Origin of the sequence: Micromonospora sp. NPDC049903 (genome assembly GCF_044460945.1) — a bacterium.
Classification (GTDB): domain Bacteria; phylum Actinomycetota; class Actinomycetes; order Mycobacteriales; family Micromonosporaceae; genus Micromonospora.
The window spans coordinates 1-25,298 of the sequence record NZ_JBITKL010000020.1 but is presented as its reverse complement, the minus strand read 5'-3'; the positions used below and the strand labels follow the sequence as shown (position 1 = coordinate 25,298).

At 71.8% G+C, this 25,298-nt stretch carries 23 protein-coding genes, 1 tRNA gene and 1 pseudogene; 13 read left to right on the top strand and 12 right to left on the bottom strand.

Annotated features, from left to right (window positions below; translation table 11 throughout):
- Window positions 1-18: 18 nt before the first annotated feature.
- Window positions 19-936 (bottom strand): annotated as a pseudogene (locus tag ACIBO1_RS24520) (ACP S-malonyltransferase); the annotation flags it as partial.
- A 78-nt stretch (window positions 937-1,014) separates the two neighbouring features.
- Window positions 1,015-2,325, bottom strand: coding sequence for a PucR family transcriptional regulator (locus ACIBO1_RS24515; RefSeq protein WP_396750386.1), 1,311 nt, complete (start codon window positions 2,323-2,325; stop codon window positions 1,015-1,017).
- 101 nt (window positions 2,326-2,426) lie between these two features.
- Here ACIBO1_RS24515 and ACIBO1_RS24510 point away from each other — a divergent pair, with 101 nt between their 5' ends.
- Entirely contained in the window at window positions 2,427-2,783 is a 357-nt protein-coding gene (locus ACIBO1_RS24510) for a hypothetical protein (RefSeq protein WP_396750384.1), read from the top strand.
- 61 nt (window positions 2,784-2,844) lie between these two features.
- Here ACIBO1_RS24510 and ACIBO1_RS24505 read toward each other — a convergent pair whose 3' ends face one another.
- Window positions 2,845-3,489, bottom strand: coding sequence for a hypothetical protein (locus ACIBO1_RS24505; protein WP_396750382.1), 645 nt, complete (start codon window positions 3,487-3,489; stop codon window positions 2,845-2,847).
- A 224-nt stretch (window positions 3,490-3,713) separates the two neighbouring features.
- On the opposite strand from ACIBO1_RS24505, the gene ACIBO1_RS24500 reads away from it, so the two are divergent.
- Window positions 3,714-4,361 (top strand): copper resistance protein CopC, encoded by a 648-nt coding sequence (locus ACIBO1_RS24500; protein WP_396750380.1) that lies wholly within the window; start codon window positions 3,714-3,716, stop codon window positions 4,359-4,361.
- Window positions 4,362-4,422: 61 nt separating this feature from the next.
- Here the strand turns inward: ACIBO1_RS24500 and gltX are convergent, their stop codons facing one another.
- The 3 genes from gltX to ACIBO1_RS24485 form a co-directional block, all read right to left on the bottom strand.
- The gene (gene gltX, locus ACIBO1_RS24495) at window positions 4,423-5,832 is read right to left on the bottom strand and encodes a glutamate--tRNA ligase (protein WP_396750378.1); all 1,410 of its coding nucleotides are present in this window, start codon (window positions 5,830-5,832) and stop codon (window positions 4,423-4,425) included.
- Between the two features lie 83 nt (window positions 5,833-5,915).
- Complete coding sequence (locus tag ACIBO1_RS24490) at window positions 5,916-7,187, bottom strand: MFS transporter (RefSeq protein ID WP_396750376.1); 1,272 nt, start codon at window positions 7,185-7,187, stop codon at window positions 5,916-5,918.
- Window positions 7,184-8,533 (bottom strand): GH1 family beta-glucosidase, encoded by a 1,350-nt coding sequence (locus ACIBO1_RS24485; RefSeq protein WP_396750374.1) that lies wholly within the window; start codon window positions 8,531-8,533, stop codon window positions 7,184-7,186. The genes ACIBO1_RS24490 and ACIBO1_RS24485 overlap by 4 nt, the downstream gene beginning before the upstream one ends.
- Before the next feature lie 187 nt (window positions 8,534-8,720).
- Between ACIBO1_RS24485 and ACIBO1_RS24480 the strand changes: the two genes are divergently transcribed.
- Window positions 8,721-9,167 (top strand): SRPBCC family protein, encoded by a 447-nt coding sequence (locus ACIBO1_RS24480; protein WP_396750372.1) that lies wholly within the window; start codon window positions 8,721-8,723, stop codon window positions 9,165-9,167.
- 100 nt (window positions 9,168-9,267) lie between these two features.
- On the opposite strand, the gene ACIBO1_RS24475 is transcribed toward ACIBO1_RS24480, so the two are convergent.
- From ACIBO1_RS24475 to aceE, 3 genes are all read right to left on the bottom strand, one after another.
- Window positions 9,268-10,209 carry a hypothetical protein gene (locus ACIBO1_RS24475; RefSeq protein WP_396750370.1) on the bottom strand — a complete coding sequence of 314 codons (942 nt, stop codon included), beginning with the start codon at window positions 10,207-10,209 and terminating at the stop codon, window positions 9,268-9,270.
- Window positions 10,206-11,495 (bottom strand): choice-of-anchor B family protein, encoded by a 1,290-nt coding sequence (locus ACIBO1_RS24470; protein ID WP_396750368.1) that lies wholly within the window; start codon window positions 11,493-11,495, stop codon window positions 10,206-10,208. The genes ACIBO1_RS24475 and ACIBO1_RS24470 overlap by 4 nt, the downstream gene beginning before the upstream one ends.
- 232 nt (window positions 11,496-11,727) lie before the next feature.
- On the bottom strand, window positions 11,728-14,472 hold the full coding sequence (gene aceE / locus ACIBO1_RS24465) for a pyruvate dehydrogenase (acetyl-transferring), homodimeric type (RefSeq protein WP_396750366.1): 2,745 nt from the start codon (window positions 14,470-14,472) through the stop codon (window positions 11,728-11,730).
- A gap of 221 nt (window positions 14,473-14,693) precedes the next feature.
- Between aceE and ACIBO1_RS24460 the strand changes: the two genes are divergently transcribed.
- The 7 genes from ACIBO1_RS24460 to ACIBO1_RS24430 all read left to right on the top strand — a co-directional run bounded on the left by ACIBO1_RS24460 (window position 14,694) and on the right by ACIBO1_RS24430 (window position 20,879).
- Entirely contained in the window at window positions 14,694-15,098 is a 405-nt protein-coding gene (locus ACIBO1_RS24460) for a YjbQ family protein (protein ID WP_396750364.1), read from the top strand.
- A 105-nt stretch (window positions 15,099-15,203) separates the two neighbouring features.
- The gene (locus ACIBO1_RS24455; protein WP_396750362.1) at window positions 15,204-15,683 is read left to right on the top strand and encodes a MarR family winged helix-turn-helix transcriptional regulator; all 480 of its coding nucleotides are present in this window, start codon (window positions 15,204-15,206) and stop codon (window positions 15,681-15,683) included.
- 292 nt (window positions 15,684-15,975) lie between these two features.
- Complete coding sequence (locus ACIBO1_RS24450) at window positions 15,976-18,468, top strand: thiamine pyrophosphate-dependent enzyme (RefSeq protein ID WP_396750538.1); 2,493 nt, start codon at window positions 15,976-15,978, stop codon at window positions 18,466-18,468.
- A 114-nt stretch (window positions 18,469-18,582) separates the two neighbouring features.
- A complete protein-coding gene (locus ACIBO1_RS24445) occupies window positions 18,583-19,020 on the top strand; it encodes a DUF3052 domain-containing protein (RefSeq protein ID WP_350698451.1) in 438 nt (145 codons plus the stop codon).
- 59 nt (window positions 19,021-19,079) lie between these two features.
- Window positions 19,080-19,544, top strand: a complete 465-nt coding sequence (locus ACIBO1_RS24440) for a peroxiredoxin (RefSeq protein ID WP_396750360.1) — start codon at window positions 19,080-19,082, stop codon at window positions 19,542-19,544.
- An 87-nt stretch (window positions 19,545-19,631) separates the two neighbouring features.
- Window positions 19,632-19,706 (top strand) — tRNA-Val (locus ACIBO1_RS24435).
- 375 nt (window positions 19,707-20,081) lie between these two features.
- Window positions 20,082-20,879 (top strand): alpha/beta fold hydrolase, encoded by a 798-nt coding sequence (locus ACIBO1_RS24430; RefSeq protein WP_396750358.1) that lies wholly within the window; start codon window positions 20,082-20,084, stop codon window positions 20,877-20,879.
- 42 nt (window positions 20,880-20,921) lie between these two features.
- Here ACIBO1_RS24430 and ACIBO1_RS24425 read toward each other — a convergent pair whose 3' ends face one another.
- Window positions 20,922-21,488 (bottom strand): dihydrofolate reductase family protein, encoded by a 567-nt coding sequence (locus tag ACIBO1_RS24425; RefSeq protein WP_396750356.1) that lies wholly within the window; start codon window positions 21,486-21,488, stop codon window positions 20,922-20,924.
- A 79-nt stretch (window positions 21,489-21,567) separates the two neighbouring features.
- Between ACIBO1_RS24425 and ACIBO1_RS24420 the strand changes: the two genes are divergently transcribed.
- Entirely contained in the window at window positions 21,568-22,143 is a 576-nt protein-coding gene (locus ACIBO1_RS24420; protein ID WP_396750354.1) for a TetR/AcrR family transcriptional regulator, read from the top strand.
- Between the two features lie 99 nt (window positions 22,144-22,242).
- Window positions 22,243-23,388 carry a polysaccharide pyruvyl transferase family protein gene (locus tag ACIBO1_RS24415; protein ID WP_396750352.1) on the top strand — a complete coding sequence of 382 codons (1,146 nt, stop codon included), beginning with the start codon at window positions 22,243-22,245 and terminating at the stop codon, window positions 23,386-23,388.
- 42 nt (window positions 23,389-23,430) lie between these two features.
- Here the strand turns inward: ACIBO1_RS24415 and ACIBO1_RS24410 are convergent, their stop codons facing one another.
- The gene (locus tag ACIBO1_RS24410; RefSeq protein WP_350698462.1) at window positions 23,431-23,637 is read right to left on the bottom strand and encodes a hypothetical protein; all 207 of its coding nucleotides are present in this window, start codon (window positions 23,635-23,637) and stop codon (window positions 23,431-23,433) included.
- A 92-nt stretch (window positions 23,638-23,729) separates the two neighbouring features.
- On the opposite strand from ACIBO1_RS24410, the gene ACIBO1_RS24405 reads away from it, so the two are divergent.
- The gene (locus ACIBO1_RS24405) at window positions 23,730-24,251 is read left to right on the top strand and encodes a DinB family protein (RefSeq protein WP_396750350.1); all 522 of its coding nucleotides are present in this window, start codon (window positions 23,730-23,732) and stop codon (window positions 24,249-24,251) included.
- Between the two features lie 50 nt (window positions 24,252-24,301).
- Here ACIBO1_RS24405 and ACIBO1_RS24400 read toward each other — a convergent pair whose 3' ends face one another.
- The gene (locus ACIBO1_RS24400; protein ID WP_396750348.1) at window positions 24,302-25,171 is read right to left on the bottom strand and encodes a carbohydrate kinase family protein; all 870 of its coding nucleotides are present in this window, start codon (window positions 25,169-25,171) and stop codon (window positions 24,302-24,304) included.
- Between the last annotated feature and the right edge of the window lie 127 nt (window positions 25,172-25,298).

Sequence of the window (25,298 nt, the reverse complement as noted above, 5' to 3'; positions counted from 1 at the left end):
CCGCGCTCACGCCTGCCCTCCGGCGACGCGGGCGATCAGGTCGCGGGCGGCGGGCAGCTTGTCCGGGGTGTTCAGGGTCACGATCTCCGGCAGGCCGGGGCCCTTGAGCTCGCGCTTGACCAGGCCGGAGAGCGTACCGGCGGGCGGCAGCTCGATCACGCCGGTCACCCCGAGGTCGGCGAGGGTGGCCATGCACAGGTCCCAGCGGACCGGGGCGGTGACCTGCCGGACCAGCCGCTGGAGCATCTCCGCGCCCTGTCCGACGGCGGTGCCGTCGAGGTTGGAGAGCAGGATCCGCGTCGGGTCGGCGGTGGTGACGTCGGCCGCGACCGTGGCCAGCGCCGCCTCCGCAGGAGCCATGTACGGGGTGTGGAAGGCACCCGCCACCTGGAGCCGGATGACCCGCGCCTGGGCCGGCGGCTCGGCGGCCAGCTTCTCCAGGCCGTCGACCGCACCGGCGGCGACGACCTGCCCGGTGCCGTTGCGGTTCGCGGCGTGCAGCCCGTGCCCCTCGATCGCGGCGAGCACCTCGTCCGGGTCGCCGCCGAGGACCGCGGCCATGCCGGTCGGTTCCAGCGCGCAGGCGGCGGCCATCTCCCGGCCGCGTACCCCGGCGAGGGAGATCGCGGCGTCCGCCGGCAGCGCGCCGGCCAGCGCCGCCGCACCGAGTTCGCCGACGCTGTGCCCGGCGGTCAGCGCCACGTCCTGCATCGGCAGGTGTTCGGCGGCGAGCAGGGCCGCGGCCACCAGCAGCGGCTGGGTGCGGGCGGTGTCCCGGATCTCGTCGGCGTCGGCCTCGGTGCCCAGGTGCACCAGGTCGACGCCGGCCAGCGCGGACCAGTGACGCAGCCGCGCCTCGGCGCCGGGCAGGTCGAGCCAGGGAGTCAGGAAGCCGGGTTTCTGAGAACCCTGGCCGGGGCAGAGTACGGCGAGCACGTCTATGACTCTCCCGGATACCCACCGGTTGCGCTGTGCCGACCGGTACCAAACCGCACTAGGACCTTTGGAGAGATCCTACAAAGATTGGTGCTGATCATCGCCGACCTGTGATCTTTTACCGGTCGGTGGGGCCAATGTCGGGGTCGGCACCACCGGATCCAACCGACCCACGGTCAGGGCCACCCGCAACGCGAAGGCGTCCCGGGGCGACAACGGGCTGAACCCGGTGACGTCGGAGATCCGCCGCAGCCGGTAACGCACCGTGTTCGGGTGCACGAACAGGGCCCGGGCCGCGCTCTCCAGCGTGCCTCCTGCGGCGAAGAAGGCGTCCAGCGTCTCCAGCAGCTCACCGCCGGCCCGCACCAGCACCGCGTACACGTCGTGCCGCAGCCGCCGCCGGGCCTCCGCGTCGCCGGCCAGGGACCGTTCGGGCAGCAGGTCACCGGCGTAGACCGGCCGGGGCGCGGCCGGCCACGCCGGGGCCGCCCGGTAACCGGCCAACGCGGCCCGGGCCGACTCGGTGGCCTCGTCCAGGCTCGGCACCGAGGGGCCGACGACCACCGGGCCGTCACCGAAGGCGGAGAGCAGCTCGGCGGTGGCCGCCACCGGGTCCGCCGCCCCACCCAGCACGATCACCAGACGGTCACCGTGCACGCCGCCGATCACCTCGACCCCGACCCGCCGGGCCTGCCGGTAGACGGTGTGCAGCACGGCGGCGACCTCGCCGCCGGGGGAGGGGCCGACCGCCACCGCGACCGGCGGCGCGTCCGTCCAGCCGAGCGCGGCGGCCCGGCTGGCCAGCACGTCCGGGGAGTCGCCCCGCAGCAGCGCGTCGACCAGCAGGGCCTGTAGGCGGGCGTCCCACGAACCGCGCGACTCGGCCGCCCGGGCGTACACCCGGGCCGCGGCGAAGGCGATCTCCCGGGAGTAGCGCAGCACCGCCTCGCGCAACTGCGCCGCCTCGCCCGGCGCGGCCAGGTCGTCGACCTGCTCCTCGACCACGTCGATGGTCACCTTGATCAGGGCGACGGTCTGCTGGAGGGTGATCGACCGGGCCAGCGCCTGTGGCGCGGTGGCGAACACCTCGTCGGAGACCTCCTGGGTGCCCTTGTTGGGGCCGCCGTCGGAGCGCAGCCACTGCACCAGGGAGCGCGCGCCGGCCTGCGCCACCAGCATCACCCAGGACCGCTGGTCGGCGGGCAGCTCCCGGAACCAGGGCAGCGTGTCGTCCATCCGGGCCACGCTGTCGGTGGCCAGCGCACCGGCGGCCCGCTCGATCCGGCGCAGCGTGGCCGACAGGTCCGTCCCGCCCGACTCGCTCACCCGCCTAGCCTGACATGTCCTGAGCTGGACCTCGCCGGCAGGCGTCGGCGGGACCGACAGCACCCACCCGGTACGCGCTGCACGGGCCGTCGGAGCCGGCCAGTACGGTAACGAGGCACGTCGGGTGGGCACCGGCGGGTGAGGGCGAGCGTGAGGAGACACCGATGGCGCACGGGGAGGCTGACCACGGCTGCGCCCAGGGAGAGCCCTGCCGATCGGGACCGCACGAGCAGCCGGCCGTCGCCAAGCACCACCGTCGGCTCATCGGCCTGGCCCACCCGGGCGAACCCACGCCGGCACGGGCGCCCGAGCGTCCCGAGGAGGACGTCGCTCCGGTGCGCCCGCGCCCCGTCGACCCCGTGGTGCCGCGTCAGCGTACGGGCGAGACCGCCGTGCCGGAGCCGGTCACCGGCGGCTGTCGCAGCGATCTGCCCGGCTGGGCCGGCGCCCACCGGCACGGCCCGGTCCGCCCGGCACTGCGGGCGGTACGCCGGGAACGGCCCCCGCGCCGCTGGTGCTGAGGCGCACCCGGTCCGGTCGTGCTGGTGCTGAGGCTCAGTCCGGCGGCGCTGGTGCGGAGGTTCAGCGGGTCCGGCGGCGGACCAGCAGCGCGATCCCGGCCAGCCCGAGGGTGATCACCAGCATCACCGCGACGTTCAGCAGGAGCAGGCGGCGCAGATCGCTGAAGGCCTCGTTGATGTCCTGAGCGGGGTTGAGCGCGTCCTCCGGAATGATCCGTTCGCCTCCACCGACCCCGCCGCTGACCGCCTCGTAGGTCCGCTCCAGCGGCACCCCGACGGTGCGCAGCGTCTCCGACATGGTCATCCGCCCGAGGAACCAGGCCGCCGTGGTCTTGCGGGCGTCCGGCTGCTTGGCCGGCCGATAGACGCGCGGTCCGCCGACCGCCTTCGGATAGAGGTCGTAGGTCTGCTTCGGAGTGTCACCGGCCAGCACCACCACGGTGTACTTCGGACCGAGATCGGCCTTCTTGGGCGCGCTCGCCCGCGCCAGGGACCGGCTCACCTGGTCGATGACGGCGGTCACCTGCTCCGGGCTGGTGTCGTGGCGCAGGCGCAACGGCTCGGCCAACCCGTCTCCGGTGATGTCGACGCCGGCCGGCGGCGCCTTCGGCGCGGCCTTGGCCGGCTCGACGAAGGCCAGCGACAACAACACCGCGGCGACTCCACCGACCGCTATCGTGGCCAGTCGCCTCATCCGTCGGACCATGCCGCCTCCTCGCCCCGTCGATGGTCGGCTGTGCTGCAGGGGTCACGCGTTGGAAGGCCGACGGCGGTGACCGTGCCCACAGGACGGGTACCCACCACAAAGACTCCGTGGAACGACGATCGGTTGCAGCTGGTGAAACACTAATTGGAACTATCTGCGATCGCGAATCGACCAATGATCAGCCGTGGACACGCGGGGCGGATCTTACCGGTGCGGAGGCCGTGATGGGGGGCAGGGTAGCGCGTACGACGCGGTCCTGGACAGTGGTGTTCGGCGTGGCGCTCGGTGTGTCGTTGCTGCTGCCGGTGACGCCGGCCGCCGCGCACAACCAACTGACCAGCAGCAACCCCCGCGACGGCGCCCGCGTCGCGACCGCGCCCGAGCGGGTCGAGTTGCGTTTCCTTGCTCGGCTCGACGAGGAGAGCACCACACTCAGGGTCACCGGACCGGACGACGTGGACGCGCTCGGCGGGCCGGCCAGGGTCTCCGGCAACCGGATCAGCGCGCCGTTCACCCCCGGCCGGGCCGGCCTGTACGTGATCGGGTACGAGATCGTCTCCGGCGACGGCCACCCGATCTCGGGCGAGGTCCGGTTCACGCTGACCACCGGTACGCCCGCCGATCCGACCTCGTCGGCGACGACCGCTGCCCCTGCCGAGGGGGCCACCACCGCCGTACCGACCACCCCGGCACCGACGGAGGCCACGCCCACCCCGAGCAGGTCCGGTCCGCTGGTGGCCACCCCGATGCCCCGGTCCGGCGATTCGTCGGGCGCCGGCTGGTGGGCGGGCATCGTTGCCCTGGTGCTGCTCGTCGTCCTGGTCGCCGCCCGCCTGATCCGCCGCCGCGCCTCTCGCCGTGCACGGATGTAAGGAGGGGTCCCCTGCTATGCACCAGGCGTTAGCAGGGGACCCCTCCTTACATCCGACAGCCTCAGAACAGGCGGGCGCGGGCGGCGCGTAGCCGGGTCAGGGTGCGCTCGGCGCCGAGCAGCTCCAGCGACTCGAACAGCGGCAACCCGACCGTCCGGCCGGTGACCGCGACGCGTACCGGCGCCTGGGCCTTGCCGAGCTTGAGACCGCGCGCCGCGCCGACCTCCTCCAGGGTGGTCTTCAGCGTCGCCGCGTCCCACGAGGTCACCGCCGCGTAGGCGGCGATGGCGTCGTCCAGCAGCTCGGCTGCGCCCTCCTTCATCGCCTTGGCCCAGGCCGCCTCGTCGATCAGCGGGGAGGCGAGGAAGAGGAAGTCGACGTTCGCGACGATCTCGCTGAGGACCGCGATGCGGGTCTGGGCCAGCGGTGCCACCGCGGCGAACGTCGCCGGGTCGAACTCGTCGGGCTGCCACGGCGGCGGCGGGATGCTGCCGGTACCGGTCAGCCACGGCCCGCAGACCTCGACGAACTCCTCGACCGACAACGCCCGGATGTACTCGCCGTTGAACGCCCGCAGCTTCTTCTCGTCGAAGAAGGCCGGCGACGGGTTCACCTCGTCGAGCCGGAACTCGTCCTCGATCACCGACCAGGGCACGATCTCCCGGTCGCCGGAGGGCGCCCAGCCGAGCAGCATCAGGTAGTTGCGCATCGCGGCGGCGAGGTAACCCTCGTCCCGGTACGCCTCCAGCGCGACCTTGTCCCGTCGCTTGGACAGCTTCTGCCGCTTCTCGTTGACGACCACGGGAACGTGCGCCCAGATCGGCGGCTTCACTCCGAGGGCATCCCAGAGCAACTGCTGCTTCGGGGTGTTGGGCAGGTGCTCCTCGGCCCGGATGACGTGGGTGATGCCCATCGTCATGTCGTCGACGACGTTGGCCAGCAGGAAGACGGGGGACCCGTCGCCCCGGGCGATCACGAAGTCCTCGATGAGCTTGTTCTCGAAGGTCGGCTCGCCCCGGATCAGGTCCACGACCACCGTGGTGCCCTCGTCGGGCGTACGGAAGCGCAGCGCGCGACCCTCGCCGGGCGGCAGGCCACGGTCGCGGCAGTGGCCGTCGTAGCCGGTGTACTGGTTACCGGTCCGGGCCTGCACCGCCTCGCGGGTGCAGTCGCAGTAGTACGCGCGGCCCGAGTCGTGCAGCCGGCGGGCGGCGGCGCGGTGCTCGTCGGCGTACGAGGACTGGAACCAGGGGCCCTCGTAGCTGCCCCGCTCGATGCCGATCCAGTCCAGCGCCGACAGGATGCCCTCGGTCCACTCCGGCTTGTTGCGGGCGGCGTCGGTGTCCTCGATGCGCAGCACGAACACCCCGCCCTGCTGCTTGGCGTAGATCCAGTTCTGCAGCGCCGAGCGGGCGCCGCCGACGTGGAACATACCGGTCGGGGAGGGGGCGAATCGCACACGTACCGTCACGGCCCCCAGCGTACAGATGTTAGGAGGGGTCCCCTGCTATCGCCTGGTGTTGTACAGGGGTCCCCTCCTTACATCACAGCCGGTCAGGGGACGGAGCGGATCTTCAGCACCAGAACGCTGCCGAGGACGGTCACCACGGCGGTGGTGGCGTACAGGGCCGGGTAGCCGCCCAGGTAGACCACGATCGGGGCGGAGATGGCCGGTCCGAGCACCTGTGGGGCGGAGTTGGCGATGTTGATCACGCCGAGGTCCTTGGCCCGGTCGGTGGCCCTCGGGAGCACCTGGGTGATCAGGGCGGCGTCCACCGACAGGTACACCCCGTAACCGGCACCGAGCAGCAGCGCGGCGACGATCGCCATCGGCCAGGTGGGGGCGACGGCCAGCAGCAGGGCCGCGACCGCGATCACCATTCCGGCGACGATCACGAAGATCTTGCGTTTGCCCGAGCGGTCCGACAGCCGCCCGGCGACCACCGTGGTGGCCATCAGCCCGGCGGTGTAGAGCAGGATCAGCACCAGCAGGCCGCCCTCGGGGTCGGCCATCCGGACCTCGTCGGTGAGGAAGTACAGCAGATAGAGGGTGCCGAAGGCGTTGCCGAGCTGGACCAGGAACCGGGTGATCCAGGCCCAGCCGAAGTCGGGGTACCGGCGCGGCGACACCCACATGCCGGCCAGCAGTCCCCGCAGCGCCGGTCGGTGCGTCCGCGGCAGCGGGTCGTCCGTGGTGCGCAGGGCGAACGGCAGCGCGAACAGCAGCACCGCGGCGGCGATCGCCAGGTACCCGGCGGCGTTGCCGGTGACCACGGCGGTGACCAGCACGACGCCGAGCACCAGCCCGAGCGCCTGCGGGATGCCGACCCAGCCGGAGACGCCGCCACGTTGGGCGACCGGGACCCGGTCCGGTACGGCGGCGGTCAGGCTGGCCAGCATCGCGTTGAAGCAGGTCTGTGCCGCGATCCAGCCGACGACCACGCCGAGCACGGTCTGCGCCTGGGCGAGCAGCGCCAGCGACAGCGCCCCGAGCACCGCGCCGCCGAGGGTCCAGACGTGCCGGCGACCGAACTCCCGGCCGCCGATCCGCAGGCAGGTCCGGTCCGACAGCGCCCCGACCACCGGGTTGACGATCACCGCGGCCAACGCGCCGAGGCCGGTGACCACCGCCAGCATGGTCTCCTTGTTGGTCGGGGCGATCTGCCCGAGCTGCTGCGGCAGCAGCACCTGGATCGGCGTGAAGAACGCCATCCAGACACCGAGGTTCGCGGCGAAGAGCAGCGCGATCCAGCCGCGCCGCACCGGGACCGTCGGCTCCGCCAGCGCCGCCGGCAGCGAGGCCGGCGTCGGGTCGATGGTGGTCACCGGGGAGGTTCCCGGCGGGCCGCCGCGATGACCTCGCGCAGCCAGGAGTACGACGACTTGGGCGTACGCGCTCCGGTGGCGAAGTCGACGTGCACCAGCCCGAAGCGTTTGGTGAAGCCCTCGGCCCACTCCCAGTTGTCGAGCAACGACCAGACGAAGTACCCGGTCACGTCGACCCCGTCGGCCATCGCCGCGTGCACCGCGCGCAGGTGGCCGTCCAGATAGGCGATCCGGTCCGGGTCCGGCACCCGGCCGTCGGCGTCCGGGGTGTCGTCGTACGCGCAGCCGCTCTCGGTGATCTGGATCGGGGGCAGGTCCGACCCGTACTGCCGGTGCAGCCAGCCGAGCAGGTCCCGGAGCCCGTCCGGGGCCACCGGCCAGTCGAAGGCGGTACGTGGGTACCCGGTGAGCGGCACCAGCTCGAACGGCAGCGGCGAGCCCTCCTCGGGGGCGCGTACGCCGGTGGGGTTGTAGTAGTTGACGCCCAGCACGTCCAGCGGGGCGGCGATGACGTCGAGGTCGCCGTCGCGGACCACGCTGGTGTCGAAGCCCAGCTCGGTCGGGTAGCCGCGGCCGAGCAGCGGATCGGTGAAGAGCCGGTTGTGCAGCGCGTCGTAGGCGTACCCGGCGGCGGCGTCGGCCGGGTCGTCGCCGAGCACCCGTACCGGCGAATAGTTGTTGGCGATGGCGACCGGACTGCTGCTGCGGGCGCGCAGCGCGGCGACCGCGAGACCGTGGCCGAGCAGTTGGTGGTGGGCGACCGGGAAGGCGTCGAAGAGCAGCGCCTTGCCGGGGGCGTGCTCGCCGGTGCCGTGGCCGAGGCTCATGTGGATGAACGGCTCGTTGAGGGTGATCCAGAGCTTGACCCGGTCGCCGAGGCGGGCGGCCAGCACGTCGGCGTACTCGGCGAAGCGGTGCGCGGTGTCGCGGTGCAGCCAGCCGCCGGCGTCCTGGAGCGGCTGCGGCAGGTCCCAGTGGAACAGCGTGGCGACCGGGTCGATGCCGTGGTCGAGCAGCTCGTCCACCAGCCGCTCATAGAAGTCCAGCCCGGCGGCGTTGACCGGACCGGTGCCGGTGGGCAGCACGCGGGGCCAGGACACCGAGAAGCGGTACGCGGTCACCCCGAGCCCGGCCATCAGCGCGACGTCCTCCGCGTAGCGGTGGTAGTGGTCGCAGGCCACGTCGCCGGTGCTGCCGTCGAGGATGCGCCCGGGGGAGTGGGCGAAGGTGTCCCAGATGGAGGGTCCGCGACCGTCCGCGTCGGCGGCGCCCTCGATCTGGTAGGCGGAGGTGGAGACGCCCCAGCGGAATCCGGTGGGGAAGTCGGGCATCGGAGCGGTCTGCATGCGCCCTCCCGGCGAAACGCGAAACGTGTTCGGAACTCTAGGGGTCGTGGGAGCGCTGCGCCATAGGGTGCCGCGGCGTCGATGGCAATACCTTTCGGCGTGTCTTCGTCAAACCCGTCCACATACGTCCGTTTTTGCGCATACAGTTCCGAATATTGTGGGATGTCCTCACTGGAGGAAGACGGAAATGATCCTCGTGGAACGCAGCGCGCACGTGTCGGCACCGGTGAACGCGGTCTGGGACGTGGTTCAGCGCGCTGAACAGTTGCCGGCCTGGCTGGCCGGCGTCCGTGCGGCCGAGGTCCTCTCAGGAGAGGGCTTCGGCAGACGGCAACTGGTCCAGGCCGGGCGCGGTGCCGCACATGAGGCCGAAGTGATCGCCTACCAGGAGCCGACCCTGATCGGCTGGCGGGAACGCGCCAAGGGCGCCGGTGCCCGAGCGGAGGCGCGCACCGAGATATACGTCCAGCTCACCCCGGACGAGGACGAGGGTGGGACGGTCGTGCGGCTCATCGTCGTACGCTGGCCGGCCGGCCCGGTCAAGGCCGCTCTGCTCCGGCTCGGCCTGCGGAGGGTCGGCGCCGATCTGGAGGACTCGCTGGCTCGGCTGACCGACCTGGCCGCCGTCGGCTGACCGACCACCTCCTGGCGTCACCCACGATGCGGTGGCGGCCCCGGTGTCCCGACCAGGTGCACCCGGGCCGCCACCGTTTTCGGCTCCTCGTGCGACCGCCTCACACGACCACGGTGAAGGCCGCCACGCGTACCTCGTCGAGGTGCCGGAACTCGAAGAACAGGCGGTAGGTGCCCGTCGACGGCACGGTGATGCCGAACGCCACCACCGAACTGGCCTGGCTGGCCGCCGCCGGATGGACGTGCAGGTACGCCACGTCGCCCTGACGCAACGCGACCAGATGCCCGTACGCGCCCAGGTGTGGTTGCAGGTCGTTCACCGGCTGCCCGAGGCGACCGAGCCAGACCAGCACCTGGTGGGACTCCCCGGCACGCAGGCCACCGTCCAGGGTGACCGTGTAGTCGTCGACCAGGACCGTCTCCTCGGGCGGATCGAGCGGCCGGACCGCGTACCGGCCGGGAACCGGCACGTCGGCCCCGAGGGCGACCCCCGCCTGGGCGCCGAGCGGCCAGAAGTCGGCGATCACCCGCAACGGGCCGGGTGCCGACGGTGTCACCCGCACCCGCCAGGTGCCGTCGGGCGACATCTCCGGGTGCAGGTGCTGATATCCGGAGAGGTCACGCCCGACGAGGATCAGGTGCATCCGGCGCTCGTGGTTCTCCTGGAACGCGGTCAGCGCGACGCCGGTCTGGTCGGTGATCTGGAAGGCCAGTTCGTTCGGCTCGCCGACGGTCAGGGCCGGCGTGTGCAGCGTCAGCGTCCAGCCGTCCCGCGAGACCTCCAGTCCACCCGGACCGTGGCCCGCGTGCCCGCCCGCCATGGCGGCGGTCGGCCGGGCCGGACCGCCGTTCGGACCACCGGCCCGACCGGCGAAGAAGCCGACCGTCAGGGACAGCGCGAGCACCAGCGCGATCGCCGCGTAACGGGTCCCCGGGCCTGCCGTCGGCACCGGGACGCCGGGACCGGCCGCGTACTCCGGATCGGGTGGCACGTCGACGGGGCCGACGGCGTTCGCCGTCGGCCCCTGGCTGGTCGTCGTCACGGCAGCCGGGGCTGCAACACGAACAGCCCCTGTTCGATGCCGCTGACCACGACGACACCGCTCGGGAAGTACGGGTAGGTGCTCCAGGCCCCGTTCATCGAGGAGCTGTTGCTGGAGGGGTAGACGTCGAAGAAGCCGGCCTCGGTGGCCCGACCGGCGGCCACGTCGGTGAGGTCCAGGATGCGCAACCCGGCCCGGTAGTTGGCCTGGTAGCTGTACCTCCCCTTGACGTACTGGTTGTGGTCGGTGGCGGCGACGCCGGAGGGCGCGCTGTAGGTGCCGATGTGCCGGGGTGCGTCCAGGTCGGCCAGGTCCCAGATGTAGGTCTGGGTGTTGACCCCGCGCCGGGACTCGTCCAGCTCGTCGTCGAGCAGGAAGTACCGCTGGTCCTCGGTGAACCAGCCCTGGTGGGTGTACGCCCGGCCGGTGTACCCGATGCGGGCCAACTGCCGCGGAGCGGACTTGCTGGTCACGTCCACCACGGTGACGGTGTCCTCGTTGGAGCTGACACAGATCTCCCGGCCGGTGTGGGCGGTGTCGGGACCCCGGTACACCACGCACTGGGTGTCGTGGGTGTATCCGTCGTTGCTGACGCAGCCGGCGTACGTCGGGGACTTCGGGGTCCGGATGTCGACCATGTGCAGGCCGCCGCTGCAGGTGTTGGTGCCGACCGCGTACGCGAAGCCGGTCTGCTCGTTGATGGCGATGTTGTGCGAGTTGCCGAACTGGTTGTACTGCGCGTTGGTGGTCCAGGTCTGCGGCGTGGTGACGCCCCGCAACCGGGTCAGGTCGAAGACCTGCATGCCGTGCCCGGACACGTCCGCCACCACGTACGCGTGGTCGCGGTAGACCTTGATGTCCCGCCAGACCGCCGTTCGGTTCTGGTACGCAGGCAGGTTGCCGAGATAGACCGGCGCGGTCGGGTTCGAGACGTCCACGAAGGAGGTGCCGTTGCGGCGACCGACGATCGCGTACTCCTTGCGGGTCTGGGGGTCGGTCCAGCCCCAGATGTCGTTCGCCTGGCTGCCGCCGATGCTCGTCAGCGGCAGGAACGACAGCAGGTCGACGTTGCGACACGGGTAACCCGCCGCCTGGCCGTTCGTGCAGGCCGTCGCGGCGGCGGCGACCAACTGCTGGGTCGGTTCACGCTGTGCCATGAACTCCTGGGCCGAGGCCCGCCCGGCGGGGGTGGCGGGGTCGTGTGCCACCGAGGGCGAGCCCGGCCCCAGCGTCGACACCACCAGGGCGCCGACGGCCAGGGCCAGGCCGATCCGGACGATTCGCATCTGTGCTCCCTCTCGTCGCGCGGGGGCGGACGGCGTCCGAGCCGGCGGAGGACGGCGCGACAGGGGGAGTCCACCGGGCCGGCGTGGTGCCCGTGCGGAAGCCGGATGCCTATCGACGATTGTGGATTGGTGATGTTACGGGGGGAAGTCGCCTCCCGATATCGCCTGTGTCATACCGACACGCCAGAGGGCCCGGCGCCATGCGCCGGGCCCTCTCTCGGTGCGTGCGGTACTAGCTGTCGCCGCCGGTCTCGCCGACCGGGGCGGCGTTCACGTCATCGATGGCGTACTTCTTGGCCGCCTCGGCCGGTACGTGCGCCGGTACGACGCCACGCAGCGCGAGCTGCCGCAGCGTGGCGACCGCGATCGACTCGGCGTCGACGCGGAAGTGCCGACGCAGCGCGTGCCGGGTGTCCGACAGGCCGAAGCCGTCGGTGCCCAGCGAGGTCCAGTCGCCCGGCACCCAGCGGGAGATCAGGTCCGGCACCGCGCGCATCCAGTCACTGACCGCGACCTTCGGCCCGTCGGCGTCGGCCAGCTTCTGCTGGATGTACGGCACCCGCTGCTCCGTGCCCGGGTGCAGGAGGTTGTACGCCTCGCACTCGACCGCGTCCCGCCGCAGCTCGGTCCAGGAGGTCACCGACCAGACGTCGGCGGCCACCCCCCAGTCCTGGGCGAGCAGCTGCTGCGCCTTGAGCGCCCACTGCATGCCGGTGCCGGAGGCGAGCACGTTGGCCCGGGGGGCGTCACCCTCCACCGTCGGGGCCGCCGCGTAGCGGTAGATGCCCTTGACGATGCCCTCGGCGTCCACACCCTCCGGCTCGGCCGGCTGGTGGATCGGCTCGTTGTAGATGGTGAGGTAGTAGAAGATGTTCTCCTGTTCCTCGCCGTACATCCGGTGCAGGCCGTTCTCCACGATGTGCGCGATCTCGAACGCGAACGCCGGGTCGTACGCGACGACGGCCGGGTTCGTGGCCGCGAGCAGCAGCGAGTGGCCGTCCTCGTGCTGGAGGCCCTCACCGTTGAGCGTGGTGCGACCGGCGGTGGCGCCGAGCACGAAGCCACGGGCCATCTGGTCGGCCGCCGCCCAGAAACCGTCGCCGGTGCGCTGGAACCCGAACATCGAGTAGAAGATGTACATCGGGATCATCGGCTCGTCGTGCGTGGCGTACGACGAACCGGCGGCGGTGAACGAGGCGACCGAACCGGCCTCGTTGATGCCCTCGTGCAGGATCTGGCCGGTGGTGGACTCCTTGTACGACAGGAACAGCTCCCGGTCGACCGAGGTGTACCGCTGGCCGTGCGGCGAGTAGATCTTGGCGGTCGGGAAGATGGAGTCCAGGCCGAAGGTGCGCGCCTCGTCCGGGATGATCGGCACCCAGCGCTTGCCGAACTGCTTGTCCTTCATCAGGTCCTTGAGCAGCCGGACGAAGGCCATCGTGGTGGCCACCTTCTGCTTGCCCGAACCCCGCTTGACGTCGGCGAAGCGCTCGCTGCCGGGAATGGCCAGGGTCTTGGCCTTGGTCCGCCGGCTCGGCAGGTAGCCGCCGAGCTGCTTGCGCCGCTCGTGCAGGTACTGCATCTCGTCGGACTTCTCGTCCGGCCGGTAGTACGGCGGCAGGTACGGGTTGTCCTCCAGCGCCGAGTCCGGGATGTCCAGGTAGAGCCGGTCGCGGAACATCTTGAGGTCGTCCAGCGTCAGCTTCTTCATCTGGTGCGTGGCGTTGCGGCCCTCGAAGTGCTGACCGAGCGTCCAGCCCTTGATCGTCTTGGCCAGGATCACCGTCGGCTGCCCGGTGTGCTCCGTCGCCGCCTTATAGGCCGCGTAGAGCTTGCGGTAGTCGTGCCCGCCCCGCTTGAGGTTCCAGATCTCGTCGTCGCTCAGGCCGTCGACCATCTTGCGGGTCCGCGCGTCCCGACCGAAGAAGTGCTCCCGGACGTACGCGCCGGACTCCGCCTTGTAGGTCTGGTAGTCGCCGTCCGGCGTGGTGTTCATCAGGTTGACCAGCGCGCCGTCGGTGTCGGCGGCGAGCAGCGGGTCCCACTCCCGGCCCCAGACCACCTTGATGACGTTCCAGCCGGCGCCCCGGAAGAACGCCTCCAGCTCCTGCATCACCTTGCCGTTGCCGCGGACCGGACCGTCCAGGCGCTGGAGGTTGCAGTTGATCACGAAGGTGAGGTTGTCCAGCTCCTCCCGGGCGGCCACGCCGATCGCGCCCAGGGTCTCCGGCTCGTCCATCTCGCCGTCGCCGAGGAAGGCCCAGACGTGCTGGTCGGAGGTGTCCTTGATGCCCCGGTGCTGGAGGTAGCGGTTGAACCGGGCCTGGTAGATGGCGTTCAGTCCGCCGAGCCCCATCGAGACGGTGGGGAACTCCCAGAAGTCCGGCATCAGCCGGGGGTGCGGGTACGACGGCAGACCGCCGCCGGGGTGCGACAGCTCCTGCCGGAAGCCGTCGAGCTGGTTCTCGCTCAGTCGGCCCTCGAGGAACGCGCGAGCGTACATACCGGGGGAGGCGTGCCCCTGGTAGAAGAGCTGATCGCCGCCACCCGGGTGGTTCTTGCCCCGGAAGAAGTGGTTGAAGCCCACCTCGTACAGCGAGGCCGAACTGGCGAAGGTGGAGATGTGACCGCCGACGCCGATCTCGGGACGCTGCGCCCGGTGCACCAGCATCGCCGCGTTCCACCGCACGTACGCCCGGATCCGGCGCTCGATGTGCTCGTCACCCGGGAACCAGGGTTCGCGCTCCGGCGGGATCGTGTTGAGGTAGTCGGTGGTGGTCAGCGACGGTACGCCGACCTGGCGCTCACGGGCGCGCTCCAACAGGCGCAGCATCACGTAACGCGCCCGCTTGGTGCCACGATCATCGATGACACCGTCGAGCGACTCGACCCATTCGCTGGTCTCTTCAGGGTCGATGTCCGGAAGCTGGCTCGGCAGTCCGGCCGTGATCACCGGGCGCTTGCGTTCCGTAGCCACAGGCGTTCCCTCGGTTGTGTGTGGGATAGGTCTCTAGCGCCATCCTGCCCCGTCGCGGCACTCGCCGTCACGTCCACCCGGCCCAAGGGCGACGCGCGACACACGTACCGACCAGTAACTTCAGGTCGCCGCGCAGGCCGCGACGGGTCGTAGACGATCTTGCCAGGAAACGCCACCGAGCGCGCCGGTACAAGATCTCGTAACCGGGCAGAATGAGGGGTATGCGTAGTGAGGTGATCAGCATCCGGACCGGTTCCCGGCCGACCGTCCGGGACATCACCGCCGAGGCCGAGCAGTTCCTCGCCGGGCAGGGCGACGGACTGCTGCACGTGTTCGTGCCGCACGCCACCGCCGGGGTGGCCATCATCGAGACCGGCGCCGGCTCCGACGACGACCTGCTCACCGCGCTGGACGCCCTGCTGCCCACCGACGACCGGTGGCAGCACCGGCACGGGTCGCCCGGGCACGGCCGTGACCACGTGCTGCCCGCCTTCGTCGCCCCGTACGCGACGCTGCCCGTGCTCGGCGGCCGGCTCGCCCTCGGCACCTGGCAGTCGGTCTGCCTGGTCGACACCAACGGCGACAACACCAGCCGGCAGGTCCGCTTCTCCTTCCTGCCCGGCTGACCACGGCGTCTGCCCGGCCGACCACCACGGCGGGACCGTCCCGGCGGCGTGCGGTCGGAGTAACGGCGGAGCTGCCCGAATCCGGCCGGAACGTAGAATCCGACCATGCCGCGACCACCCGTCACCCTGGTCGGCCCGGGTCGGGCCGACCGCTCCCGGGTGGCCGGCGACACGGTCCGGCGGATCATGCACGTGGCCGGCGCCCTGCGGCACCACCAGGACACCGAGATCGCCGCACTGGGGCTGACCCCGGCGGTCGCCCGCGCGCTCTACGAGCTGGACCCGGATCGCCCGCTGCCCGCCCGCGAGCTGGCCGAGCAGTTGCGCTGCGACCGGTCCAACGTGACCGCGCTGGTCGACAAGCTGGAGCGGGCCGGGCTGGTGGAGCGCCGCGCCGACCCGGCCGACCGGCGGCAGCGGACGCTGGTGGTGACCGAGGCGGGCCGGCGGATGCGGGACAGGGTCCACGAGGTGCTGTCCGACTCACGACTGCTGGCCGGGCTCAGCACGGAGGAGTTGGCGGTCCTCGGCGAGCTGGTCTGGAAGGTCTCCGACGGCGGCTGCCCGGAGCAGATCGGCGTCTGAGGCCGGTCACTCGGGCCAACGGTGGGCCGGGCATCCTCCACCCGACGGACGGCCCACCCCTGGTCGGTGCCACCACCTGGGCCGTACGGTCCGATGCGCCGCGCCGTCCCAGGTGCGTGAAACGTGCTCAGGTGGGCGAGGCGTGCCTCGGTCGGTAATGCTGTCGGACGTGACCACCCCGCAGGATCTCGACGACCGGTTCCGGGAGGCCCTGGCCGCCCTCGCCGCGCCGGGGCGCCGCGCCGACCCGGCACAGCCGGTGGCCGACGGTGCCACGCTGACCGGCGCAGAGCTGTTGGACCTCTTCGACGCCCAGGTCACCAGCCGCCAACTCGACCTCGCCGGGCGCTGGCTCCGCAGCTTCGGTGAGGGCTACTACACGATCGGCTCGGCCGGGCACGAAGGCAACGCCGGGGTCGCCGCAGCGCTGCGCCCCACCGACCCGGCCCTGCTGCACTACCGCTCCGGCGCGTTCTACTGCGTACGGGCCGCTCAGGCCGCCCGCAACGCGGAGCCCGACACCGGCCGGGAGCCCGACGCGGACCCGCCCGGAGGCGGCGACGGCGAACCCTCGAACGCGTTCGCCACACCGCCCCCGTCGACCGTCGGCATGACGGGGAAGTCCGGACGCGCGGAGGACACCACACCCGTGGACAGCGATCCGGGTCCGGCCGAGGACACCGAACCGACCCAGGACGATGTCGAACCGGCTGAGGAGGTCGAAGCGCCCGCGGATGATGTCGAACCGGCCGACGGTGCCGAACCCGCCGAGGGCGCTGCGGCGCCGGGGACGGCGGGTGGCGGGTCGGTTGGCGCGCGGGCGGTGGACCCGGGGTACGCGGACGCGGCCCGGGACGTGCTGCGCGGGATGGTGGCCTCGCGGGAGGAGCCGATCGCCGGAGGCCGGCACAAGGTCTTCGGCCGTGCCGACCTCGCCGTGGTGCCGACCACCTCGACGGTCGCCTCGCACCTGCCCCGGGCGGTCGGCATGGGCCTCGCGGTGGAGCGGCTGCGTCGGCTGGAGACGCGGCAGGAGCCGACCCGGCCAGGGGAGACGCCGGCGGCGACGTGGGCACCCGACGCGATCGTGGTCTGCTCGTTCGGGGACGCCTCGATCAACCACGCCAGCGCCACCGCCGCCTTCAACACCGCCGGCTGGTACGACCACACCGGCCTGCGCATCCCGGTGCTGTTCGTGTGCGAGGACAACGGCCTGGGACTGAGCCTGCGGTCCCCGCAGGGCTGGGTGGCGACGGCGCTGCGGTCGAAGCCGGGGGTCCGGTACTTCGCCGCCGACGGCACGGACCTGGTCGAGACGTACGAGGTGGCGGTCGAGGCGGCGGCCTGGGTGCGTCGGCACCGGCGTCCGGCCGTCCTGCACCTGACCACGGTGCGGTTGATGGGGCACGCGGGCGCGGACGCCGAGAGCGCGTACCGGTCGGCCGGGGAGATCCGTGCCGACCTGGACCGGGATCCGCTGGTGGCCACCGCCCGACGGTTGGTCGAGGCGGGCCTGGCCAGCGGCGCGGAGCTGCTGGACCGCTACGACGAGGTCGGCTGGCGGATCCGTCGGCTGGCCGAGGGGGTGCTCGACGAGCCGAAGCTGGCCAGCCCCGCCGAGGTGGTCGCCCCGCTGGCGCCCCGCCGACCGCTGCGGGTGGCCCGTGCGGTGGCCGAGGCGGGCGACCGGGCGGCCGGTCCGGGCGCGGGCGCGCGGGTCGAGGCGTTCGGCGGCAAGCCGCCGGAGTTGGTCGGCCCGCTGACGCTGGCGCAGAGCATCAACGCCGCGCTCACCGACGGGCTGCTCGACCATCCGCAGATGGCCGTCTTCGGCGAGGACGTCGCCGCCAAGGGCGGGGTGTACGGGGTGACGAAGGGCCTGCGGGACCGGTTCGGTGTCGCCCGGGTCTTCGACACGTTGCTCGACGAGACCTCGATCCTCGGCCTGGGGCTCGGTGCCGGGCTGGCCGGGATGCTGCCGGTGCCCGAGATCCAATATCTGGCGTACCTGCACAACGCCGAGGACCAGTTGCGTGGCGAGGCGGCCACCATGAGGTTCTTCTCGCAGGGCGCGTTGCGTAACCCGATGGTGGTGCGGGTGGCCGGGCTGGCGTACCAGGAGGGTTTCGGCGGGCACTTCCACAACGAGAACTCGGTGGCGGTGCTGCGGGACGTGCCCGGGCTGGTGGTCGCCGTACCCGCGCGACCGGACGACGCGGCGGCGATGCTGCGGACCTGCCTGGCGAGCGCGGCGGTGGACGGCAGTGTCTGTGTGTTTTTGGAGCCGATCGGGCTCTACCACACCCGCGACCTCTACACCGACGGCGACGGGGAGTGGCTGGCCGGGTACGCCGAGCCGGGCGCCTGGGCGGGCGCACACGTGCCGGTCGGGCGGGCCCGGGTGTACGGCGTCGGCTCGGCCGAGGACGTCACCATCATCACGTTCGGTAACGGCGTACGCATGTCGTTGCGGGCCGCGTCGGCGCTGGCCGACGAGGGCGTCGGCACCCGGGTGGTGGACCTGCGGTGGCTGGCCCCGCTGCCGGTGGCCGATCTCATCCGGGAGGCCACCGCGACCGGCCGGGTGCTGGTGGTGGACGAGACCCGGCGCTCCGGCGGGGTGGGTGAGGGAGTGCTGGCTGCCCTGGTCGATGCCGGTTATGTCGGTGCGGCACGACGGGTGGCAGCAGTTGACTCATTTGTACCATTAGGTCCGGCTGCCCGTCAGGTCCTAGTGTCCGAGGAGGCCATCACCCAGGGTGCCCGTACGCTGCTGGCACGGTAAATTTCGTTCCACCCGGTGCGCCACTTGCGCCGGAGGGCACAACTGTGTGGACTTTGCCTGACGGCGTTCGAGGGGACGCCGCGAACTCGCCACGAGATGAGGAGGCACGCGACAGTGAGCGCGACCGCTGGTCAGGCTGCCGACGGGGTACGCAGCCTGGCGGACCGGTTCGGCATCGAGCCGGGGATGGTCGTCATGGAGATGGGTTACGACGACGACGTCGACTCCGATCTCCGGGACGCCCTGACGGACCGTTGTGGTGATCTGGTCGACGAGGACACCGACGAGGTGGTCGACGCGGTGCTGGTGTGGTACCGCGACGGCGACGGTGATCTCTTCGAACTCCTCGTCGACGCCCTCGGCCCCCTGGCCGACAACGGGGTCGTGTGGCTGTTGACGCCCAAGGCCGGCCGTGACGGGCACGTGGAACCGAGTGAGGTCGCCGAGTCGGCGCCGACTGCGGGCCTGCAACAGACCTCCACCATCAACGCCGGCAAGGACTGGAGCGGGGCCCGTCTCGTCCTGCGCCGAGGCGCCAAGGGCAAGAAGTGACCCTGCTCAGCGGTGTGACAGGCTGAGGCCGACCCGACCTGACTCCCGAAGGAGCTCGCATGCCGATCGAGGTTGGTGCCGAGGCGCCGGACTTCGTGCTGAAGGACCAGAACAACCAGGAGGTACGGCTCGCCGACTTCCGTGACCGGCGTACCGTCCTGCTGGTCTTCTACCCGCTGGCCTTCACCGGCATCTGCCAGGGCGAGCTGTGCGAGGTGCGGGACAACCTCGACGAGTACGTCAGCGACGACGTCCAGGTGCTCACCGTCAGCGTCGACTCGGTGTACGCCCACAAGATCTGGGCGGACCGCGAGGGCTACCAGTTCCCGCTGCTGTCGGACTTCTGGCCGCACGGTGCCGTCGCCCAGGCGTACGGCGTCTTCAACGAGGTCGCCGGCATCGCCAACCGGGGCACCTTCGTCATCGACAAGAACGGCGTGGTCCGGTTCGCCGAGATGAACATGCCGGGCGAACCGCGCGACCAGCACGGGTGGCGCAAGGCCCTGGCCGAGGCCAGCGCCTGACCCGTCCCGAACGGTGGTAACCGTCCGGCTGGGCCGGTGGGCGGCAGGGTAGGCTTGCCACCCGCCGGCTCGGCCGGACGGTGTCCCGGGCGCGTAGCTCAGCGGGAGAGCACTCGCCTTACAAGCGAGGGGTCGCAGGTTCGAAACCTGCCGCGCCCACCAGATCCAACGACGGCCCGGAGACCAGTTCTCCGGGCCGTCGGCGTCGAGGTGCCGTAGATGCACGTCGGCGGCGACCTTCTTGGTTCCTAGTTCGGCGCCTGTCGAGCTGAACCGTCTGCGCTGTCGCACCTTCGGGCGCGGGGCGCCGCACTTTGGAAGGGTCCAACGCGATCCGTCAACGCTCTCAGCTCGACAGGCGCCCACCGTGCTGTCGGCCAGCTCCCGAGGGCCAGCCGGGCGCAGGCACGGGGCGGGCCATCCTCACCGAGCGCGTGATGACAGGGGTGCGGTCTCGGGCAATCGGAGCCGAGACCGTGAAGGTGCCGCGTACCGTCGTCGTCGGGTCGGTGCCGACGCGGACGGGGAGGGGCGCGAGTGGGCTACGCCGAGGTCGCCGACGTGCGGTTCTGGTACGAGACACACGGCACCGGGCGGCCGTTGGTGCTGCTGCACGGCGGGTTCGGCGCGGTGGAGACCTTCGCCGCGATCCGGCCCGCGCTGGCGCAGCGCCGCCAGGTGATCAGCGTCGACCTGCCGGGTCACGGACGCACCGCCGACGTCGACCGTCCGATGCGGTACGAGTCGATGGCCGACGACGTGGCCGCGTTCATCGACCACCTGGATCTGGGGCCGGTCGACGTGCTGGGCTTCTCCCTCGGTGGCGGGGTGGGCCTGCGGCTGGCGGTCCAGCACCGGCACCTGCTCCGCCGGCTGGTGGTGGTCTCCGCGCCGTGCCGACGTCAGGGCTGGTTCCCCGAGGTGCTCGCCGGGATGCCGGAGCCCGACGAGGCGGCCGGCGAGCGGATGCGCGGCATCCCCGCGTACGAGCTCTATCGGCAGGTCGCGCCCCGCCCCGACGACTGGCCCAAGCTCTGGGCCCGGACCGGTGAGCTGTTGCGCCGCGAGTACGACTGGTCCGCGGAGGTGGCCGCGCTGACCACCCCCACCCTGCTGGTCTTCGCCGACGCCGACTCGATCCGTCCCGCGCACATGGTGGAGTTCTTCGGCCTGCTCGGCGGCGGCCACCGGGACGCCGGTTGGGACGGTGCGGACCGGCCGGACGCTCGTCTGGCCGTCCTGCCCGGGCTCACCCACTACGACATCGTGGACTCGCCCGCCCTGCCGACGGTGGTGCTCCCGTTCCTCACCCACACCCTGCACACCCCGGACTGACCGTGCCGCCGACACCTCGCCGACCTGCCCGGTGAGCCGCCTCTACCGGGTGTAGCGCAGCATGACCACGCCCGCGCCGATGGGGGTGGCGTCGGCCAGGGTGAAGTGCTGCAGGTCGAACGAGCGGTCGGCGAGCGGGATGCCGCTGCCCGCGACGATCGGGTTGACCTTGACCATCAGTTCGTCCACCTCGGGCAGCAGTTGGCCGGCGAGCTGGCCGCCGCCGCAGAGCCAGATGTCGCCGCCGGACCGTTGCTTGAGGTCGCGGACGAAGGCGACCGCGTCGTCGGAGACGATCTCCACCGCCGGATCCTCCGACGGCGGCAGCGAGCGGGCGAAGACGTACTGCTTCAGGTGGGCGTACGGGCTGGCGATGCCGAGCTTCAGGGCTGGTTCGTAGGTGGCCCGGCCCATCAGGACGGCGTCGAACCGGCCCTGCGGGCGGTCGATGCCGAGCTGTGCGTGGGCGAAGGTCGGGAAGGTCTGCGGCCAGTGCGTGGCGAGGTGTTGCGCCACCTCGGGTTCGGGGCCGAAGAAATCGAACGCCCCGTCGGGGGCGGCGATGAAGCCGTCGATCGTGCTGGCGACGTAGTAGACGAGGGATCGCAAGCGGTACTCCAATCACTACGGATGTTGTGGTTGACTGTAAACTACAACACCTGTCGTGGTTGTTGCTAGGGTGCTCCCCATGGCACGCAACCCCGAGCGACGAGCGGCCCTGGCAGACGCCGGGCTGCGGGTACTGGCGGCGCAGGGCGCGCGGGGGCTCACCCACCGGGCCGTCGACACCGAGGCGGGCGTACCGGTCGGCACCGCCTCCAACTACTTCCGCTCCCGGGACGCCCTGCTCGGCGCGCTCGGCGAGCGGATCTTCGAGCGGTTCGCCCCCGACGAGACGGTGGTGGCCGGACTGGCCGCCCGGGAACCCTCCACGGCCCTGCTGACCGACTACGTCCGGTACATCGTCGAGCGGACCACCCGGCAGCCGGAACTCACCCGCGCCCTGATCGAGTTGCGCCTGGAGGCGACCCGCCGTCCCGACCTGGCCCGGATCCTCGGCGCCACCCTGCGGCAGGGCTACCGCGACGACGTCGCGCACCAATTGGCCGCCGGCCTGCCCGGTGGCGCGTTCGAGGTGACCCTGCTGCGCTACGCCGTGGACGGGCTGCTGCTCGACCTGCTCACCCCCTCGATCGACGCCGGGTTCGACCCCGACGACGTGGTCGTCGCCCTGGTGTCCCGGTTGTCCGCCGAGCCCTCCTGAACCCTGATCGCCGCTCGGCGGCGCCCCCGGCGCGGCGAGGACTGTTCGCCGGTGCAGCGGGAAGACGTCGATGCGGACGCACCTGGGGAGGAGCGACGGATGACGCGTGCCGGACTGACCATCGGCGTGCTCGGCTCGTACGGCGGGCGCAACCTCGGTGACGAGGCCATCCTCACCGGCCTGCTGGCCGACCTGCGGGAACAGGAGCCGAACGCCCGGATCATCGTCTTCTCACGGAACCCGGCGCACACTGCGGCGGCGCACCCGGACGTCGAGGCGGTGCCGTGGGAGGGGGTCAGCCGTACCGACTCCGCCCTGGTGTTGTCGCAGCTCGACCTGCTCATCCTGGGCGGCGGCGGCATCCTCTACGACAAGGAGGCCCGCCGCTACCTACGCGTGGTGCGGGTCGCCCAGGAACGCGGCCTGCCACTGCTGACGTACGCGGTGGGGGTGGGGCCGCTCAGCGAGATGGTCGACACCGGGATGGTGCGGGAGACGCTGGCCGGCGCCACCCAGGTGACCGTCCGCGACCAGGAGTCGCGGATGGTGCTGGAGGAGGCCGGACTGCTCAACCCGATCACCGTCACCGCCGACCCGGCGTTCCTGCTGGAACCGGAGGACTTCCCGGCGGAACTGCTGCGCGAGGAGGGCGTCCCGGCGGGCAAGCGGCTGGTCGGCATGAGCGTACGGGAACCCGGTCGGGCCGCCGAACGACTCGACGTCGACGGCTACCACCGTCTGCTGGCCCAGATCGGCGACTTCCTGGTGCACCGGATCGACGCGCACGTGCTGTTCGTTCCGATGGAGCGCGATGACATCCGGCACTCGCACGGGGTGCTCTCGCACATGATCGCCGCCGAGCGGGGACGCATCCTGCACGGCACCTACTCGCCGCAACAGGTGCTCGGGCTGATGCGCCACTTCGACCTGGCCGTCGGCATGCGGCTGCACTTCCTGATCTTCGCCGCGATGATGGGTACGCCGTTCCTGCCCCTGCCGTACGCCGGAAAGGTCTTCGACCTGGCCCAGCGGCTCGGGGTGCCGGCGCTGCGCGGCGTGGAGCGGGAGGTGGAGGGGCCGCTGCTGGCCGAGGTCGACCAACTGTGGGACGAGCGTGACCAGCGGCGGGAGACGACCGCCCGGCGGGTCGCCCAGGTCTGCGAGGAGGCCCGGGGCACCTCGCAGGTCACCCGGTCGGTGCTGGAGAACCTGCGCACCCGTTCCCTGGTCGAGGTCGGCGCCTGACCTGTGTGCTCGGTCGGTGGGCCGCGTCGTGCGTCGGGTGGATCAGACGGCCGGGCCGCGCCAGCAGTAGCGCCACTGCTGGCTCTGGGCGTCGACCGACTCCAACTCGTAGATGTCTGCCCCGGCCAAGCCGCCCGAGCCCAGGTGGTGGTGGGTCAGTGGGGGACGGCCGTTGGGGTCCAGCTCGACGGTGACCTGCTGTCCGTCCGCCTCGCCACCTACCAGCGGGATCTCAACCGAGGATGCCATGCGCCCATCCTGCCCCGCCCGCCGCCGCCGTGCAGTGGATAGCCGGGGCACGGGGGACAGCCGACGGGTCGAAAAGGGGCTAATCTCCGGTCATGGCGGAGATCGCGATAGACCCGACGCTCGGCCCGGTCGTCAACCGGGTGGCCGGCGAACGGGAGATCCTCGAATCGTTCCTCGATTTCCACCGGGCGGTGCTGCTGCGCAAGCTGCGCGGCCTCTCCGACGCCGACGCGGCCCGTCGGCTGCTGCCCTCGGCGACCACGGTCGCCGGGCTGGTCAAACACCTCACCGAGATCGAACGCAACTGGTTCCACATCCTGCTCGATCCGGCACCGGGCGAGGTGTTCCCCACCTCGGAGGAGGCGGCGCTGGCCAGCTTCACCCTGGACGAGGCGGACACGGTGGAGAGCCTGGCCGTCGACTACGAGCGGACGTGTGACCGGTCGCGGGAGATCGCGGCCCGCTTCGACCTGGACCACGTGGTGCCGCAACCGCAGCTCGGTGAGGTGTCGCTGCGCTGGATCCTGGTGCACATGATCGAGGAGACCGCACGGCACGTCGGGCACGCCGACATCCTTCGGGAACTGACCGACGGCACCACCGGCGCCCTCTGACCGTCGCCCGCGGTCGGACGACGCGCGCGGCACCGACGGCCGGGCGGCCGTCAGGGCAGGGGGAGCAGCCCCGGCGGGTACTCCATGCCGTCGTGGGTGCAGGCGGCGGCGGCCACCCGGGCCGCGTACCCCGCCGCCTCTGCCCAGGTCGCGCCCTGCGCCCGGGCCGCGACGACCCCGGCGGCGAAGGCGTCCCCGGCGCCGTTGGTGTCGATCACCGGGCCGGGCGGTACGGCGGCCGGCACCCGGTGCACGCGGCCGCCGAGATGCAGCTCCGCGCCGTCCGCGCCCCGTGTGACCAGCACCGGGCGCGGTGCGAACGCGGCTGCTGTCGCCGCCGCCCGGTCGCCCAACGCCGCGCCGCTGACCAGGACCAACTCGGCGACCTCGGCGAAGGGCCGGTGATAGGGGTTACGCCCGTCCCAGTCGTGCAGGTCGGTGGAGCTGCTCACCCCCTCGGCCAGGCGGTCGGCGAGGGCGGGCAGCAGGTCCCGGACCCAACTCATGATCGACAGATGGACGTGGGTGGCGTCCTCGACCAGCGCCGCCACCCGCTCGATGCGGAACGGCGCGGGACCGTCCGAGGCCCGGGGGTCGTACAGCGCCATCCGGCGTCCGGTGGGGTCGACCAGGTTCACCGAGCGGCGGGTACCGGCCGGGTCCTCGGCCAGCTCGGCGTGCACGCCGGTCCGGGCCAGCGCGGCGCGGACCACGTCCCCGGCCGGGTCGGCACCGATCGTGTCGATCACCGCCACCCTCAGCCCGAGCGCGTGCGCGGCGAGCAGCACCCCGGAACCCGTGTTGCCGATCCGCAGGTCGATCGGGTCGACGGTGACCGAGTCGAGAACCGGCAGCGGCAATCCGGGCACCCGCACCCGTACGTCGACACCGAGTCCACCGATCACCAGAAGGTCGTACATGGCGTCGACGGTAGCCGTGCGGTGCCGCCTAATACTCCAACGTCACTTGGCCTGTCTGCGCTGGTAGTGGGATCGGCGGGCTCGGGCTTGGGATGTTCGTCGCCAGATTGACCAGTGCAGGGTGTGT